General features: G+C 61.8%; 15 protein-coding genes. 9 read left to right on the top strand and 6 right to left on the bottom strand.

Going from position 1 to position 15719, the window contains the following annotated elements:
• Nucleotides 1-872 (top strand): HAMP domain-containing sensor histidine kinase (locus RWT78_RS21260; protein WP_314677988.1); only part of this gene is annotated, 872 nt, incomplete at its 5' end.
• Nucleotides 873-875: 3 nt separating this feature from the next.
• Here the strand turns inward: RWT78_RS21260 and RWT78_RS21255 are convergent.
• Nucleotides 876-1550, bottom strand: coding sequence for a response regulator transcription factor (locus RWT78_RS21255; protein WP_037132434.1), 675 nt, complete (start codon nucleotides 1548-1550; stop codon nucleotides 876-878).
• A gap of 117 nt (nucleotides 1551-1667) precedes the next feature.
• Here RWT78_RS21255 and RWT78_RS21250 point away from each other — a divergent pair, with 117 nt between their 5' ends.
• Nucleotides 1668-2501, top strand: a complete 834-nt coding sequence (locus tag RWT78_RS21250) for a phosphatase PAP2 family protein (protein WP_228401911.1) — start codon at nucleotides 1668-1670, stop codon at nucleotides 2499-2501.
• On the opposite strand, the gene RWT78_RS21245 is transcribed toward RWT78_RS21250, so the two are convergent.
• Nucleotides 2437-3519 (bottom strand): iron-siderophore ABC transporter substrate-binding protein, encoded by a 1083-nt coding sequence (locus RWT78_RS21245; RefSeq protein WP_230359514.1) that lies wholly within the window; start codon nucleotides 3517-3519, stop codon nucleotides 2437-2439. The genes RWT78_RS21250 and RWT78_RS21245 overlap by 65 nt on opposite strands.
• A gap of 42 nt (nucleotides 3520-3561) precedes the next feature.
• On the opposite strand from RWT78_RS21245, the gene RWT78_RS21240 reads away from it, so the two are divergent.
• Entirely contained in the window at nucleotides 3562-4074 is a 513-nt protein-coding gene (locus tag RWT78_RS21240) for a MarR family winged helix-turn-helix transcriptional regulator (RefSeq protein WP_003945763.1), read from the top strand.
• A gap of 6 nt (nucleotides 4075-4080) precedes the next feature.
• Here the strand turns inward: RWT78_RS21240 and RWT78_RS21235 are convergent, their stop codons facing one another.
• From RWT78_RS21235 to purD, 4 genes are all read right to left on the bottom strand, one after another.
• Nucleotides 4081-5022, bottom strand: a complete 942-nt coding sequence (locus tag RWT78_RS21235) for an ABC transporter substrate-binding protein (protein ID WP_314677980.1) — start codon at nucleotides 5020-5022, stop codon at nucleotides 4081-4083.
• A gap of 191 nt (nucleotides 5023-5213) precedes the next feature.
• Nucleotides 5214-6047 (bottom strand): AraC family transcriptional regulator, encoded by an 834-nt coding sequence (locus tag RWT78_RS21230; protein ID WP_054825451.1) that lies wholly within the window; start codon nucleotides 6045-6047, stop codon nucleotides 5214-5216.
• 110 nt (nucleotides 6048-6157) lie between these two features.
• Nucleotides 6158-7726, bottom strand: coding sequence for a GMC oxidoreductase (locus RWT78_RS21225; protein ID WP_197487702.1), 1569 nt, complete (start codon nucleotides 7724-7726; stop codon nucleotides 6158-6160).
• 242 nt (nucleotides 7727-7968) lie between these two features.
• Nucleotides 7969-9225, bottom strand: a complete 1257-nt coding sequence (purD, locus tag RWT78_RS21220) for a phosphoribosylamine--glycine ligase (protein ID WP_042452678.1) — start codon at nucleotides 9223-9225, stop codon at nucleotides 7969-7971.
• Between the two features lie 171 nt (nucleotides 9226-9396).
• On the opposite strand from purD, the gene RWT78_RS21215 reads away from it, so the two are divergent.
• The 6 genes from RWT78_RS21215 to RWT78_RS21190 all read left to right on the top strand — a co-directional run.
• The gene (locus tag RWT78_RS21215) at nucleotides 9397-11019 is read left to right on the top strand and encodes an ABC transporter substrate-binding protein (protein WP_042452680.1); all 1623 of its coding nucleotides are present in this window, start codon (nucleotides 9397-9399) and stop codon (nucleotides 11017-11019) included.
• Nucleotides 11016-12050 carry an ABC transporter permease gene (locus RWT78_RS21210; protein ID WP_314677991.1) on the top strand — a complete coding sequence of 345 codons (1035 nt, stop codon included), beginning with the start codon at nucleotides 11016-11018 and terminating at the stop codon, nucleotides 12048-12050. The genes RWT78_RS21215 and RWT78_RS21210 overlap by 4 nt, the downstream gene beginning before the upstream one ends.
• Entirely contained in the window at nucleotides 12043-12864 is an 822-nt protein-coding gene (locus RWT78_RS21205) for an ABC transporter permease (RefSeq protein ID WP_007734397.1), read from the top strand. Before RWT78_RS21210 ends, RWT78_RS21205 begins: the two co-directional genes overlap by 8 nt.
• Complete coding sequence (locus tag RWT78_RS21200; protein ID WP_314677972.1) at nucleotides 12861-13778, top strand: ABC transporter ATP-binding protein; 918 nt, start codon at nucleotides 12861-12863, stop codon at nucleotides 13776-13778. The genes RWT78_RS21205 and RWT78_RS21200 overlap by 4 nt, the downstream gene beginning before the upstream one ends.
• A gap of 1 nt (nucleotide 13779) precedes the next feature.
• Nucleotides 13780-14427, top strand: coding sequence for an ABC transporter ATP-binding protein (locus RWT78_RS21195; RefSeq protein WP_003945821.1), 648 nt, complete (start codon nucleotides 13780-13782; stop codon nucleotides 14425-14427).
• Between the two features lie 70 nt (nucleotides 14428-14497).
• Nucleotides 14498-15719, top strand: a 1222-nt coding sequence (locus RWT78_RS21190) for a DUF222 domain-containing protein (protein ID WP_314677970.1), incomplete at its 3' end; no start/stop codon positions are given.

The following is a 15719-nucleotide window of genomic DNA, read 5'->3' as shown; positions in this document are numbered from 1 at the left end:
GCCCCCTGGTCCTGGGGCTGGCTGCGTTTGCCACCTACCGCCTTGTCGGTTCGGCCCTCGCTCCGGTCGAACGCATCCGCGCTCGGGTAGCGTCGATTTCGAGTGGGCGTCAAGGTGAACGAGTGCCTGTCCCGTCAGGGAACGACGAGATAGCCCGACTGGCAACAACAATGAACGACATGCTGGCGCGCCTCGACGAAGGTGCGCTGGCCCAGCAACGATTTGTCAGCGATGCCTCACACGAGTTACGCAGTCCGCTTTCCACGATCACGACGGCCCTCGAACTGGCACACCGACGCCCGGATCTCCTCGACGACGCGTTGATCGAAGACGCACTACTTCCCGAGGCGCGCCGAATGCGGCAGTTGATCGAAGACCTGTTGATTCTCGCACGCTCGGACGAAAGCGAACTCGAAAAGTTCGGCATCGTCGTCGACGTCGACCTCGATGACATCTTGTTCGCCGAGCAGAAAAGGATCGACGGTATCTCCGAAGTTACGGTCGCCGCTGCAGTGGCTCCGGTTCGGGTCTCCGGAGACCCGAGAGCATTGACGCGGATGGTGCGAAACCTTGTGGACAATGCAGTGCGGCATGCGGAGACCCTCGTGTATCTCGAGTGCTCCGAAGTCGGAAACGAAGCCCACATCGTGATCGAGGACGACGGGCCCGGAATACCTGCAGCAGAACGCGAACGAATCTTCGGACGCTTCGTCCGCCTGGACCAGCCGCGGTCGAGGCAGGGAGGCGGGTCCGGACTCGGACTCGCCATCGCGTCGGAAATAGTTGCGGCGCACCACGGAACCATTTCCGTCAACGAGAGAGTGGGCGGTGGAAGTCGATTCGAGGTGACGATTCCGGTACCGAACGACTGAAGATCAGGCAGTGCCGACAAAGCGGTACCCGACGCCTCGGACCGTTTCGATGCTCTGAGTTCCGAACGGGAGGTCGAGCTTCTTACGAAGGTAACCGATATACACCTCGACGATGTTCTCGTCACCTTCGTAGTTGGTGTCCCAGACGGAGCGAACGATCTCGGTCTTCGTGACCACCACACCATTGTTGCGCATCAAGAATTCGAGAACGCTGTACTCCCGTGGCGTCAGGGTCAATTCGATTCCCGCTCTGCTCACCTGATGTTTGGCCGGGTCGAGCGACAGGTCTCCAACGGAGAGTATCGCCGGACGTTGTGGAGCGCCGCGACGCACCAGTGCGCGCAGCCGAGCGAGAAGCACGACAAACGAGAATGGCTTGACCAGGTAGTCGTCGGCGCCGAGATCGAATGCATCAGCCAGGTCGTATTCGCCGTCCTTTGCCGAGAGCATGAGGATCGGCGTCCAGATCTCCCGGGCGCGTAGATCCCGCACGATGTCGTACCCGTGTTTGCCCGGCAACATGATGTCGAGAACGATCACGTCGAATTCGTCACTGCACGCAGTCGCGAATCCGTCGTCACCGTTGAGTTCGACCGCGGTCACGAATCCCTCGGCCACCAATCCCCGCCGGATCGTCTCGGCCAGGCGCACTTCGTCTTCGACCACCAGTACTCGCACCACCGGCCCCGTTTCGTCGCCACGCAGTTGTTCGGATGCACCCAGTAGAGCAGACGGTAGACCCAGGGCCGAGTTCCGTTCAGCGTTTCTTCAGCTTCGGATCGTCACACTGCATTCATGCCTGCAACTGTGTCGACCGTGCGAAACGTGGTCACCGAAGTCCTGACCGAGAGCACCACCGCAGAGATCGCGGTTGCCGCAATCGTGGTGGCCGCAGCTCTGTTCGCGTTCGGTTCGATCTACCGAGCTTCCAGCGTTCGGTCTACAGCCCTTCGCACGTGCGGACTCGTGCTTGCACTGGTGACGCTGTCGATCCAGGTGTATGGAAGCGGGTGGTTGACGAGCTTCGACGGGCCGGTGACCGACTGGATGGTCGATCATCGGAGCGGCGCCCTGAACCAGATCGCGGTCGCCGTCACAGATCTCGGTAGCCCTGTCGCCACCGCGCTGCTCGGGATCACCTGCGGAGTGCTCATCTCATGGCGAGCGCGTTCGGTCGTTCCGGGCTTGATCGTGATCGGAACCGTTGGCGGGGCGGCGGTCGCCAGCACGGTAATCAAAGCGCTCGTCGGTCGCGAACGTCCGCCGACCAACATCCAGGTTCTTCTCGAGACCGGCCACTCGTTCCCCTCCGGTCACGTGACGGGCACAGCAGCGCTGTTCGGCATTGCCGTTCTCGTTGTGAGCGTCGACCGAACAGCGGCCGTCAAACGCCTTCTGATGCTCCTCGCCGTGACGGTCACCGTCGTCGTCGCGCTGACTCGCCTCTACTTGGGTGCGCACTGGCTCACCGACGTCATCGCCGGAGCCATTCTCGCGACGCTTGCCGTCACGGTGGGTGGAGCCCTCTTCCGATTCGTCGGCACTCACAACCAAGCTGAATCGACTACTGCTGCAATGCGCTCTGCAGAACCTTCAGCACTTCACGAGCCGCAGTCGGCCCGGTATTGAGGTAGAAGACGTCGTCGTCAACAGCGACGGCGTGGTTGGCGACCACACCACGTAACTGCGCCCACAACGGCGCGTTCGTCAATGTCGCCGGGTCCCCGCCCTGCACGCCGTAGAAGATCCAGTCGGCGTCCGCCACGTTCAACTCTTCTTCACTGATGTCTCGGGAAGTGTCGTCGAACTGCTGCGACTGCGGACGGGTCAAGCCGGCATCCTCGGCGATACTGCCGGTGAACGAAGGAATACCGAAGATGCGCAGACGATTTCCGTTCTGGCGCGTGAACGACACCGTCGGCGGCGACGAGAGGGAAGCACCGAGGGCCGCGGCATCGGTATTGAAGGTATCCAGCAGTGCCGTCGCCTGCTGCGTCTTACCTACCCCGTCGGCAACCAGCAGGAAGTCCTGCTTCCAGTAGACGCCGGTTCCCTGTGTTGCCACCGTGGGTGCGATGGCGGAAAGCTGGTCGTACAGCGAATCAGCGTCCTTTCCTGCAACATTCATCAAAATCAGGTCAGGATCGAGCGTGACGATCGCTTCGAAATTCGGTGTGAAGCGTCCACCTGCGTCAACGACATCACTTAGCTGAGTACGGAATTCGGGGTATGCAGACAACAAGTACGGAGGCACCAGGTCCGCACCGTCACCACGCGTCGAACCTGCGGGCACGACACCGAGCGACAGGAGTGCATCTGCTTGCCCGGTCGAGATGACAACAACCTTTTCGGGCTGCGATTCGATCGTGGTGTCCCCTTTGAAGTGTGAGACGGTACGAGGGAACTCGCCGTCCGACTTTCCGCTCCCCATTCCAACCGGGACTTCTCGCGGAGCGACAAACGCAGAGTCCGCCGGAGCCGACGCACTGATCTCGGCATCTGTGGGCGACGCGTCCTCGCTCGAGCAGCCACTGAGAGCTGCCACCAATGTCAGTGCGCCGATCAGCATTACACTGCGTGACTTCTTTCGAAAATTCATGATCGTGTCCCGTACGTCGTGAAGCATGACAGCTTCATCTTCCGTCATGGTTAGGTGACCCTACCCTTTGAAGAACTGTAAACTATATCTGTGTCAGATACAGTTCCAGGGCGTGGATCACACGGGGTCGATCGCTACTCCGATCGCATGCCCACCGCGGAAGAAGCATCGAGATCACTCATCGCTGCGGCGTTCGAATTGCGTCGAGCGCTGCGGGAATACATGGATACGTCGGGTACCGACGCGACTCTGCCAGAGGCACAATCCGAAGTACTTCACGATGTCGCACACCATCCGGGCACTCGCATCGGGGCGGTCGCCGATCGTCTCTCCAGACGCCCGAACACCGTCAGCACGCTGGTGCGCACACTCTCCGACAAAGACCTGATCGAACGGCGACCCGATCCCACGGACGGCCGAGTGAGCACACTTTTCGTGAAGGACGAACGAAGCGCGCGACGAGACCGTCGATCCGAACTACGCATCGGCGTTCTCGCCGAAGAATTGGCGTCCCTCGACGAGGGCGACCTCGACACATTGACCACTGCCGTCGGCATCCTCGACCGAGTCAATCGATCATTGCGAGATCACGCGCCGCGATGACGCTGCTCAGGTGACTTTCCCGCTCTTCTCGTAGACGTCGGCAAAACGCTTCATCTGCTCCGTGATGCCCGTCAGGCTGTACCCCGTACGAAGTTCGACCGACGCAACCTGACCCGAAACCACAGCCGGAAGCCTGGTGAAAGTCGGCGAATTGAGCTCCGGTGCATCCGACCAAGTCGGCGGAATCAGGAGGAGATCAGCCGGAAAGACGCCCGGCTCTTCCCAACTCGCCGACGCCCAGAAACCGTCCTCGCTGTCGAGCTTGGCGAATTCGACGCCCATCGTTTCGAGAATACTTCCGAGCGGAGTCCATCCCGGCACCGCGTAGTCAAGGCTCGACTCCAACGGAATCACGTATGCAACAGAGATGTTCGACCGCGAAGTGGCCAATTCACGCACCCGCTCACCGAGTGCACTCAAGTCTTCCCGTTTCGCCGCGTAGACCGGTGAGGTGTCGGTGCCACCGATACCCTGGACCAACGAACTGAAGCTGTCCAGCGCCGCTTGCGCCCCGTCGGTGATCTTGACACCGGCAATGGGAGCGACCCCTTCGACGCGAGCGATATCGTCGCCCCAGATGCTGCCGAAGTTTCCACCGTTGTACGAACTCCAGATGTCGATGACTAGATCCGGGTCCACAGCCAGGAGTTTCTCGGCGCTGATGTCCGTGTCGGTCTCGCTGACATGGGCAATTCCACTGAAGTCGAATGCATTCAATGTTGATTCGTCCAGCCTGGAAAAGCCGATGATGCCGACCGGCACGACGCCGTATTCGAGCAGCACCGACGCGGTGTCTGCCGTCGCTACGATGCGTTCGGGGCTCTTGTCGAGCGAAATCTGCTGACCACGCGCATCGACATACGTCCACGCATCACCGTCGGACTTCGTGTCGGTCGTGGAGGTGCCACATGCTGCCAGCACCGTCGAAAGTGCCACTGCCACAGCCATGAAGATGGCCCTGCTACCGCGTTTCGAACGCGGCGCAACAAAATCGATCACTTCTGCCCCATGCTGTCGAGCGGGTCTCGGGAGAACCCCGAACCCGGAAAGTAAAGTAAGCCTCGCCTACATGGCTAACGGTAGAACGGATCAGGAGATGACGCAATCGCGGAGTTTTGTCAAAGAATGTCGAAATCCGATCAACGGTCCGCAGTCTTTCGAAATGCCATCGGCGTGACACCGGTGGACTGCTTGAAGGCGGCGACAAAACTACTGGGCGTCGAGTATCCGACCTGTTCTGCCACATCGGCGACCGCAACATCTTGGCCGAGTAGAGACATCGCCACGTTCATCCGAAGCAGTACTCGCCACTGGCCGAAACTCACGCCGGTGTCAACCTTGAATCGACGAGCCAAAGTGCTGGTGCTGACGCCGATCTCGTTCGCCCAGTCCCCGAAACTGCGTGGATCCTCCGGATGAGACAACAGGTCGCGTGCAATCCGGCCGACCGGGCCCGAATCTGGGATCTTCATCGCTCCGCGCTCGTCGCCGGGAACAACGAGGTCGAAGAACACTCGCTCGGCGCGGCGCCTCGCGTCGTCCGACATCTCGCGAGCACTCAGATGCAGAAACAACTCGTAGAGTAGCGGCGTGCCGTGTACCGCAACCGGGTGATCACCGAGCGAAGGCCCCTGCCCTACAGCGCAATACACCGTCAGGAACTGCGCACCCGCGGCAACGCGCACCGAGTGTCGATGCAGTGCCGGTATCCACAGCCCTCGTCCCGGCAACAACGTCCACATCTGGGCGCCTGAGCGCACAACCACAATGCCGGAACGAGGGAACAGAATCTCGTTCGACCGGTGTGCGTGGGTTTCCCATGTAACCGGTTGATCAGCGCTCGACGCTCCACCCCACAGAACCAAATCTTCGGGTTCGTCGTCCAATTCGTGTTCGGATACCACCAACTCGTCGATCGACGGCACGCCCCACCGGAGCCAATCGCCGTCGATCTCGGATTTTGTCCGCCTCACGTCTACATCCCTGAATCGAGCGTCGTCTGTCCTGGTGACTGTAACCGCTGCCCACGCCGAGCAGGTGCGGCAGGAAGTCGATCCACCGCACCTGCTGACGAGTCACCGCCCTAGTTCATGTCGTTCGCAATGATGTTCTCGATATTCCGTTCGGCCAGAGCGGTGATGGTGACGAACGGATTGACTCCCACATTGCCCGGTACGAGGGATCCATCCATGACGTACAGACCCGGGTACTCCGGCAGACGACCGTAGCCGTCGGTCGCCTTGCCGAGCACACAACCGCCGAGGGGGTGGTACGTCAACTGATCGCCCCACGTCTGCGTCGGGCCGAAGAGGTCGGTCCGGTAGATCGTGCCTTCCTTCTTGTTGATCTTGTCGAAGAGCTTCTTCGCCATGTCGATCGACGGCTGGTTCTGCGAGCGCTGCCAGTTCAATCCGACTTTGCCTGTTGCCGAGTTGAATTGGAACTGAGCACGTTGCGGATTCTTGGCAATCGCCAAGTACAGGCTGACCCACAGTTCGGTACCGGCCGGGAAGGGTGCGATTTCCGCAAAGACGGGAGCGGATGTGTCGGCCCAGTTGTCGATACCCATCACGGGGATCGCCGACTGCTTCGCACCGGTGGCGTCCCACATGTGATTGGCGCGGCCCACCATCACGTTGCCGTTGTGACCCCATTCCTGTCCAACTGCACCCGGCAAATTCGCCAGCTGCCCTTGCGCTTTCATCGCGACCAGGAGCTTGCTGGTCCCGATACTGCCGGCCGCGAAGAAGACCTTGTCCGCCGTCACTGTCTTGGTGCCGACGGTATTGCCCTGCTCGTTGATCTGGTTCATCACCACTTGATAGCCACCGCCGGTCGCGGCCGGGGAAACCGAGGTCACGACGTGCAGAGCTGAAATGGTGAGCTTGCCGGTGGCGGATGCCGCAGCGAGGTACGTTTTGTCCAGTGACTTCTTTCCGGCATTGTTGCCGTAGATGACCTCACTGACCAGAGCGGACTTGGTGACCTGGCCGGCAGCTTCCTGCTTCATGTAGTTGAAGTCGTAGACATTCGGAACGAACGTTGTTGTGTAACCGGATCTCTCAGCAGTCTTTCGCCCCGTCCGCGCGAACTTGTAGTACTCGGTCGATTCGAACCAGGCCGGGTCGATGTTGTTGACTCCGAGCGCAGCGTTGGCCCGCGGGAAGTACGTCGAGTACATCTCGTTGGAATCGACCCCGGGCAGGATCTCTTCGAAGTAGTTGCGCTTGGGTGTGACGGCCATGCCGCCGTTGACCAGTGACCCGCCGCCGACCCCTCGGCCTTGGTAGACCTTGATCCCGCCGAAGTCCTCGGCGTCGAGAACGCCGACGTAGCGGCTGATGTTCTTGTCCACCGAGCCGCCGGAGAAGTGTGAAACCGGTTGAACTGTACGGTCTCTGAGCCAGAAGGACCGACCGTCGGGCGAGAGCATCGGGCAGAAGATCTTGCCGTCGGACCCTGGTGTGGTCCACGACTTCCCCATCTCGACCATGTGCGTGTCGATACCGGCCTGTGTCAGGCGAAGTGCCGCAACGGCACCGCCGTATCCACTGCCGATCACGAGCGCGGGGACACGGTCTCCGTCGTTCAATGCTCGTCTGGGCGCAGCGGCCGCCGTGGTCCACGAGGACGAGAGTGCGGCGGCCCCCACAGCTAATCCTGTTGCTGCCAAGAAGTTTCTACGCGAGAGCGTGGAATTGGTACGTGCGTGCCGTTCGTTGGATCCAGCGCGAATGCTCAAGTGTGCCCTTCTCTTTCCGTGACCCCCGCGCTGAGATATACCGGGAGAAACCGAACGAGAAGTCCATACTCGTGGGTAACTTCAAGGAACCGTTGATTTTCCATGAAAAGGGCCGATGAACAGAAAGTTCACCGGCCCTCCGAAAGAACGAGTCAGGGAATTGAGATGCGACCTTCGACGGCGCCGAGTCCGATGTCCTTGCGGAAATGACCGCCGGGAAGCTTGACGTCGGCGATCTTTGCGTAGGCGTCGTCGCGAGCTTCGGTCAGATCCTTGCCCACTCCGACAACACTCAGCACACGCCCGCCGGCCGAGACGACGGCACCGTCTTCACGCTTCTTGGTACCGGCGTGCAGGACTCCGTCGGCGTCGGCTCCGGTGATCACGTCGCCGGTGCGTGGGGTTGCCGGGTAGTTCTCCGCGGCAATCACGACCGTGACAGCGGAACCGTCGCGCCACTGCAACGGACCGACCGAATCGAGTGTTCCGGTCGAGGCCGCATTGAGTAGGCCGCCCAGCGGCGTTTCGAGGAGAGCAAGCACGGCCTGAGTTTCGGGGTCACCGAACCGGCAGTTGAATTCGACGACGGCCGGGCCGTCGACACCGATCGCCAGACCGGCGTAGAGAAGGCCGGAGAAACTGCTACCGCGTGCGACCAACTCGGCAGCGACGGGCTTGACGACGTCATCGACGATCTGCGTGACCATCTCGTCGGGCAGCCACGGCAATGGGGTGTACGCGCCCATACCGCCGGTGTTGGGTCCGGAGTCTCCGTCGCCGACACGCTTGTGGTCCTGAGCCGGGAGCAGCGGGATCACAGTTTCGCCGTCGACGAGGCAGAAGAGCGAAACTTCCGGACCGTCGAGGAAGGACTCGAGGAGAACCGGGTGTCCGGTCTCGAGCAGTTCTGCGGCATGATCGCGCGCGGCGAGACGATCCGTCGTGACGACTACGCCCTTACCCGCGGCCAATCCGTCGTCCTTGACCACCCAGTTGGGACCGAAGCGGTCGAGTGCTTCGTCGAGCTTGGCCGGATTGTCGACGATCTCACTGTGAGCGGTCTTGACGCCGGCGACAGCCATCACGTCCTTGGCGAAAGCCTTCGATCCCTCGATGCGGGCGGCGTCGGCCGAAGGCCCGAAGCAGGCGATACCTGCTGCGCGCACCGCGTCTGCGACACCGAGGACCAGCGGAACCTCGGGTCCGATGACGACGAGGTCGGCTTCGACCTTCTGGGCCAGCGCGGTAACCGCGTCACCCGAAGCGACGTCGATGGGGTGCTGCTCGGCGATTTTTGCGATCCCGGCATTGCCAGGCGCGCAGATCAGGGCCGTGACACCTGGATCGCGAGCAAGAGAGAGAAGGAGGGCATGTTCACGGGCTCCGGAGCCGATTACTAGTACGCGCACGGGGAACAGACTACGGCCTGCGATAACAGCGCTCTCGGAGTGCCACTCACGGGGCCAAGGTCCCAGCGTTCGGCCTTTGTGCGAAATATCCGTTTCGAGATGAGATCATATGAATACCTGAATAGGTGAACAGATGTTTTCGGACACCTGTCCACCAAGGAAAGGACACCCGTGAAACTCCACAAACCAGGCGTTCTGACGCTCACCGCAACCGCCGCAATCGGCGCACTTCTGATCACGTCGTGCAGTAGCCCGACTGGCACCGACTCCTCGGGCAACAACGACGGCCTGGTCTTGGCCGACGGCTACGAGCTGGGCGGCTACAACCCGGTCGCAGGCTTCGGCGCTGCCGGCGAGGCCAAGATGTACGACGGCCTCGTCCGACTCACCGGAGGGACCGGCATGCCGGGATTCGAGCCGTCTCTGGCCGCGGAGATGCCCACTGCCAACGCCGACGCGACAGTCTGGACGGTCAAACTCCGCGACGGGGTCACCTTCTCCGACGGATCGACCTTCGACGCCGCCGACGTGGTTGCCACGTACAAGGCGATCCTCGATCCCGCTTCCGCCTCCGAAGCGCGTTCGTCGTACGACATGATCAGCGATGTCGTGGCCGTCGACGACAACACAGTCGAGTTCCGCCTCGCGTACTCGTATGCGCCCCTGCTGACGAAAATGCTGATCGGCATGGTCCCGTCGGAATCCCTCGCGACACCCGGACTTGCCGCCGAATCGCCGTTGAACACCGCGCCTGTCGGTACGGGTCCGTACACACTCGTCGATCTCTCACCGGATCGAGCGGTCTTCGAGGCGAACGAGAACTACTGGGACGGTGCACCGGAGATCAAGAAGCTCACTCTCCTCTACGTTCCGGACGACAACACCCGCGCCCAACGTATGGTGTCTGGCGAGATCGACGGAACCAATCTCCCTCCACTGCTTGCCAATACGTTCTCGGGCAAAGACAACATGTCGGTGACTGCCCATCAGTCAGCGGACTGGCGCGGTCTCTCACTTCCGACGAACAATCCCGTGGCAGGCGACAAAGCCGTACGGATGGCGCTCAACCTCGCCGCCGATCGCCAGTCGATGATCGACAACGTCCTGGGCGGACACGGCCGCGTCGCCGCCACTCCGATCCCCGAGGTCTACGGCGATTCGTACAACCCGAACGCAACCTTCGCCTACGACCCGGCCGAGGCCGAGCGAATTCTCACCGAAGCGGGCTGGATCGAAGGTGCCGACGGAATCCGTTCGAAAGACGGTCAGCGGGCGCAGTTCACGATCATGTACAACTCCGTCGACACCGTTCGACGTGATCTCGCTCAGGCATTTGCCTCCGATGCTCTCGCTGTCGGCATCGAGGTGGATCTCGAAGCGCTCTCCTGGGACCGCATAGACCCTCGAATCAACCAGGATTCGACGCTGCTCGGTGGTGGAGACGAACCTTTCGATCCAGACACGCAGGCGTACGACGCGCTGAACTCGAAGTACATAGCGCCCGGGGTCGGCAGCATCTACGACAACGCCAGCGACTACTCCAATCCAGCAGTCGACGCAGGCCTGGAAGTAGGACGCCGCAGCCTGGATCAGGCAACGCGTGACGCCGCGTATCGCGACGTGCAGCAGGCATACGTCGAGGATCCCGGATTTGTCATCCTCGTATTCCTCGACCATACGTACGTTTCGAAGGATTCGGACTGGCAGATGTCCGGACCTGTACTCGAGCCACACTCACACGGTGTGACCTGGGGCCCGTGGTGGTCACTGCAGACGTGGGCCAGAGGGCAATGACAGCGGTCGACGTTCGGGTAGACGCGCGGCAATCGCTCGACCACCGTGGCAACTCCCGCCGAAAGGCCATCCTCACGATGGTCGGTCGGCGGGTGTTGTTCATCGTGCCGGTGATCGCCGTGGTGTCCGCGGGACTCTTTGCCGCCGCCGCGATCTCACCGTTCGATCCACTTGTCGGCTACCTGGGCACGCGATACATGACGACCAGCGACGCGGACAAAGCGTTGATCGCCGATCAGATGGGTTTCGACAACCCCTGGTACAGCACGTACTGGAATTGGCTCCAGGGCGTGTTCACCGGTGATCTCGGGATCTCCAGATCGTTCAATCAGCCTGTTTCCCAAGTTATCTCCGAGCGTCTGCCATGGACCCTGCTGCTGGTCGGTATCTCACTCCTCATCGCGATTCTCGCCTCGCTGACACTCGGTGTTCTCGCCGGAATCCGCAGTGGAGGATTCTTGGACAAGACCGTGTCCGGGCTGAGCGTCGTGGTCCAAGGACTTCCGCCGTTTGTCTTGTCGCTGGGTGCCATCGCGCTCTTCGCGTTGACTCTCGGTTGGCTCCCGGTCGCCGGACTGACCGACGGGGGTGCCAATCCTACACCGGGACAGGTGATCCGGCACTTGGTCCTACCGGTGACGGTCCTCTCCATCTCGCAGATGCCGTGGCTCCTACTCGCGGTCCGAGAATCCGTCGTGGGTTCGAAAAGTGAGGGATTTGTCGCGGGCGCCGTAGCACGCGGAATCCCGACGCCGACCATCACGAAACGCCACATACTGCCGACCTCACTGGCGCCTTTCGTGAACATCGTCGGCGTGCGACTGCCCGAGCTGATAGTCGGGGCAGTGCTGGTGGAAGAGGTCTTCAGTTGGCCAGGGATCGCCGGCGCCATCGTCTCGTCAGCCCGTGACCTCGACATGGCACTGCTCGCGTTCCTCACCGTCGGTACGACATTGACGGTCATGCTCGGCTCACTGATTGCCGACGTCCTCGTTGCAGTACTCGACCCGAGAGTGAGTACCGATGGCTGAACGACGCTTCAAGATCGCCGTCGGCGTGCTGATCCTCGTGGCGCTGTACGCGGCGTTGGTCCCATGGTTGGCCGACGTCGACGACCGAGTCACAGACTTCTCGGCGGCTCGCCTGGCTCCGTCGTTCGATCACCCGTTCGGAACTGACTCGGCGGGCCGAGATCTATTCGTGCGCATAGCTGCAGGCATCAGAACCTCACTTCTGATCGCACTCGCCTGCGCGCTGCTCGCCACGGTGATCGGCGTCGCCGTCGGCACTACGGCCGGACTGGTCGGCGGCTGGGTGGACAGGTTCGTCATGCGCGGCACCGATGCCGTCAACGCACTCCCCCACCTGTTGCTCGGCATCGTCATCGTCGCGATGTTCCGTGGAAGCATTGCCGCCATCGTGCTTTCGATCGCACTGACCCACTGGACCCAAGTGGCCCGGATCATCCGCTCCGAGATCTTGAGTCTGCGCGAGCGTCCCTACATCGACGCCGCCATTCTCGCGGGAGCCAGTCGACGTCACGTGATCATGCGCCACCTCGTGCCGGCGACGGCGCCACAGGCTTTGATCGCAGTCGTTCTCCTGCTGCCCCACGCCGTCTGGCACGAATCGACGTTGTCCTTCCTGGGATTCGGCCTTCCCCCGCACAAGCCCAGTCTCGGGACGCTTCTCGAAGAGGCACGCAGTTCTCTGCTCCTCGGCGGTTGGTGGACGCTGGCATTCCCCGCCGCAGTTCTCGTGATCGCCACCGTCGCAGTTGCCGTCGCCGGTTCGGCCCTGCGGTCGATGCTCACGCCCCCTCGACCTTCGGAGTTGCGACTGTGAACCACGGCCTGCGCATCGAATCTCTCACCGTCAGGATCCCTCTACTCGGAGGATCGGTAGTTCACGCTGCGAGCGACATCGACCTCGACGTTCCAGCCGGCACGGTGACCGCACTTGTCGGGGAATCGGGGTGTGGCAAGTCGATCATCGCCACCTCGGTCATGAACATGTTGCCGCCGAATGCTTCTCGAACCGGAACGGTCACCGTCGGAACACCGGACCTCGAGATCGACGTCTTCTCCGGCACCGCGTTCCGTGGGCGGCACGTGGCTCTCGTTCCACAATCCGCCGCAACACATCTCACCCCCGTCCGGACTGCGCGATCGCAACTACAGGAGACGATCGACGCACTCGGCAGCGATCACACTTGCGATGCCTTGGCACTTCGCGTCGGACTCGATCCGTCGGCCCTGGACTGCTACCCGCACGAACTGTCGGGCGGCATGGCGCAACGCGTGGCCATTGCCGGTGCGCTGGCCGGGAATCCGTCGGTGATCGTCGCAGACGAACCCACCGCCAACCTCGACCGTGAACTCACCGACCACGTCATGGGATTACTTCGAGAGTGCGCGGACGCCGGAGCTGCGGTCCTGCTCATCACCCATGACCTGGCATCCCTTACCCGCAGCGGTGTCGCTGATCGACTTGCCGTCATGTACGCATCACGCATCATGGAGACCGGTCCGGCCGCGCTGGTGTTCAAAGATCCGCTTCACGATTACACCCGAGACCTTCTCGGCGCCTTACCTTCCAGAGGTTTGACTCCCATGCCGGGATCGCCACCGCAACTCACCGATCTCCCCGAGGAGTGCGTCTATCACCTACGACGCCCGGAGTCGAAACAATCCGGTGGCCCGACCGAACTCGTCACATTGGGTGACCGCACGTACCGAACGCTGCGGAAGGTGGGCTGACATGAGTCTGCAAGCTCTGGGAATCACCAGCGGTTACCGTCGCAACCGGCCAGTTCTCGAGAACGTCTCGCTCGAGATTCCGTCGGGAAAGCTGATCGGCCTGACCGGGCCTTCGGGCACCGGAAAATCAACACTTGCAAGGATTCTCGCTTCGCTGGATGCACCGTGGTCAGGCGAAGTGCGGATCGACGGATCACCCGTTGTGGGTACCAAATTCTCGGTACCCGCGGCACTACGCGGCACGGTGTCCATGCTGTTTCAGTCACCTCGCGCATCGACCGACCCTCGGCAGACGCTCGCCTCGATCATCGGCCAACCCGGTGACATTGCCAGTAGGTCAATCGATGTGGCCGCGCTGGCAGCAGAAGTGGGCCTCACTCCCGATCTCTTGTCGCGCAGACCACACCAGGTGAGCGACGGCCAACTACAGCGCGCCTGCCTGGCGAGATCGCTGGCGCAACAACCGAAATACCTCATCTGTGACGAGGCGACGGCGATGCTCGACGCCGCCACGACGGCCGCGCTCATTCGGTTGATCGAGAGTCGCGCCGCCGAAACCGGCGTCGGCGTATTACTCATCAGCCATGATCGCGAATTACTCGGCGCCTGCTGCGACGTGGTCCACGACCTCGACAGTATCAGCGCTTAGCCCCTGCGAAATCAACTCTTGACTCGAACACGTGTTCGAGTATGATTTGGGGAGGGGATCGGGGGATTCAATGAGCGTCTTGTTGTCGGATGTGGTGTCGGGTTCTGCGGTGGGGTTACGCGGACGCCTGTGGCAGTTGACTGCTGCCGAGTTGCGCGCTGCTGCTGTCGAAGCGAGTGCGGAGATTCTGCGCCTCGAAGCCGTGCGTGTGGCCGTGGTCGACGAACTCTCGTTGCGCCCGGATGATCAGGTGATTGCCAGCCGCGGTGTGGGGTCGTGGTTGGCGGCCAACACGATGCTGCAGGTTCGGGACGGGAAGAAGATCGCCGCGCTGGGTGCAGCGTTGCGGCCGTTTCCGGCGGTGGCTGCTCGGTTCGATTGCGGGGACTGCTCCTTCGAGCATGCCGTGTTGATCGTGGCGTTCTGTGAATCGCCGCCGAAGGGGATGCCGGAGGAGGCATTACCGAAGTGCATCGATTTGTTGTTGGCTGCGGCATCCGGTGTCGAGGCCACGACCACGAAGGTGCGGAATGTAATCGCGACCTTGGAGCGGTTGTTCGAGTCCGATGAGATCCCGCCCGCCGAAGACATCGACCGGAACGAGCTCCGGATCGCCTCGACATTGAACGGTCGAGTGGTGGTGCGCGGCGATTTCGACGCTCTCACCGGGGAGATGTTGCTGTCGGCGTTGTCGAATTTGACGATGCCCACCCCGGCACCGGATGGAACGCCGGATTCTCGGTCGGCGGCGAAACGGACGGCGGACGGGTTCACCGAACTGATCCGCCGCTATCTGGACTGCGCCAAGACCGGTACCGATGGTGGTCAGCGTCCGCACGTGAACGTGCACATCAACGCTCGTGATCTCGCTGAGCATCGGGACTGCGCCGCGACACCCTCCACTGCTGATGGTGAAGCGTCTGCGTCGGATCTCGATGTCGGGCACATGCCCTGGCTCGGACCACTGTCCGTATCGCAGACCAGGCTTCTCGGGTGTGACTGTTTCCTGTCCACGGTTCTGCTCGACGATCACGGCGCACCGCTCGATGCGAAACCAGGAAAGAGGTTGGTCAACGCCGAACAACGCGTCGCGTTGATCGCCCGAGACAAGGGCTGCGCCTTCCCCGGCTGCACGTGCGTACCCGCCTGGACCGATGCGCACCACATTAAGCACTGGGCCAACGGTGGCCCGACGGTGATGAACAACCTGGTCCTGCTGTGCCGTTCACACCACCGACTGATGCACCGCAAATCCGGGTTCGTCGGGAAATGGGAAATCCGCATCGGTGTCG

The organism is uncultured Rhodococcus sp. (assembly GCF_963525155.1).
GTDB classification, from domain to species: domain Bacteria; phylum Actinomycetota; class Actinomycetes; order Mycobacteriales; family Mycobacteriaceae; genus Rhodococcus_F; species Rhodococcus_F qingshengii.
This window is presented reverse-complemented; position numbering and strand designations above follow the sequence as displayed.

Coding starts and splice junctions, on each gene's coding strand:
- RWT78_RS21250 (WP_228401911.1), top strand. CDS start 1,668: ATGCCTGCAACTGTGTCGACCGTGCGAAACGTGGTCACCGAAGTCCTG.
- RWT78_RS21245 (WP_230359514.1), bottom strand. CDS start 3,519: ATGACGGAAGATGAAGCTGTCATGCTTCACGACGTACGGGACACGATC.
- RWT78_RS21235 (WP_314677980.1), bottom strand. CDS start 5,022: ATGGCTGTGGCAGTGGCACTTTCGACGGTGCTGGCAGCATGTGGCACC.
- RWT78_RS21210 (WP_314677991.1), top strand. CDS start 11,016: ATGACAGCGGTCGACGTTCGGGTAGACGCGCGGCAATCGCTCGACCAC.
- RWT78_RS21205 (WP_007734397.1), top strand. CDS start 12,043: ATGGCTGAACGACGCTTCAAGATCGCCGTCGGCGTGCTGATCCTCGTG.
- RWT78_RS21195 (WP_003945821.1), top strand. CDS start 13,780: ATGAGTCTGCAAGCTCTGGGAATCACCAGCGGTTACCGTCGCAACCGG.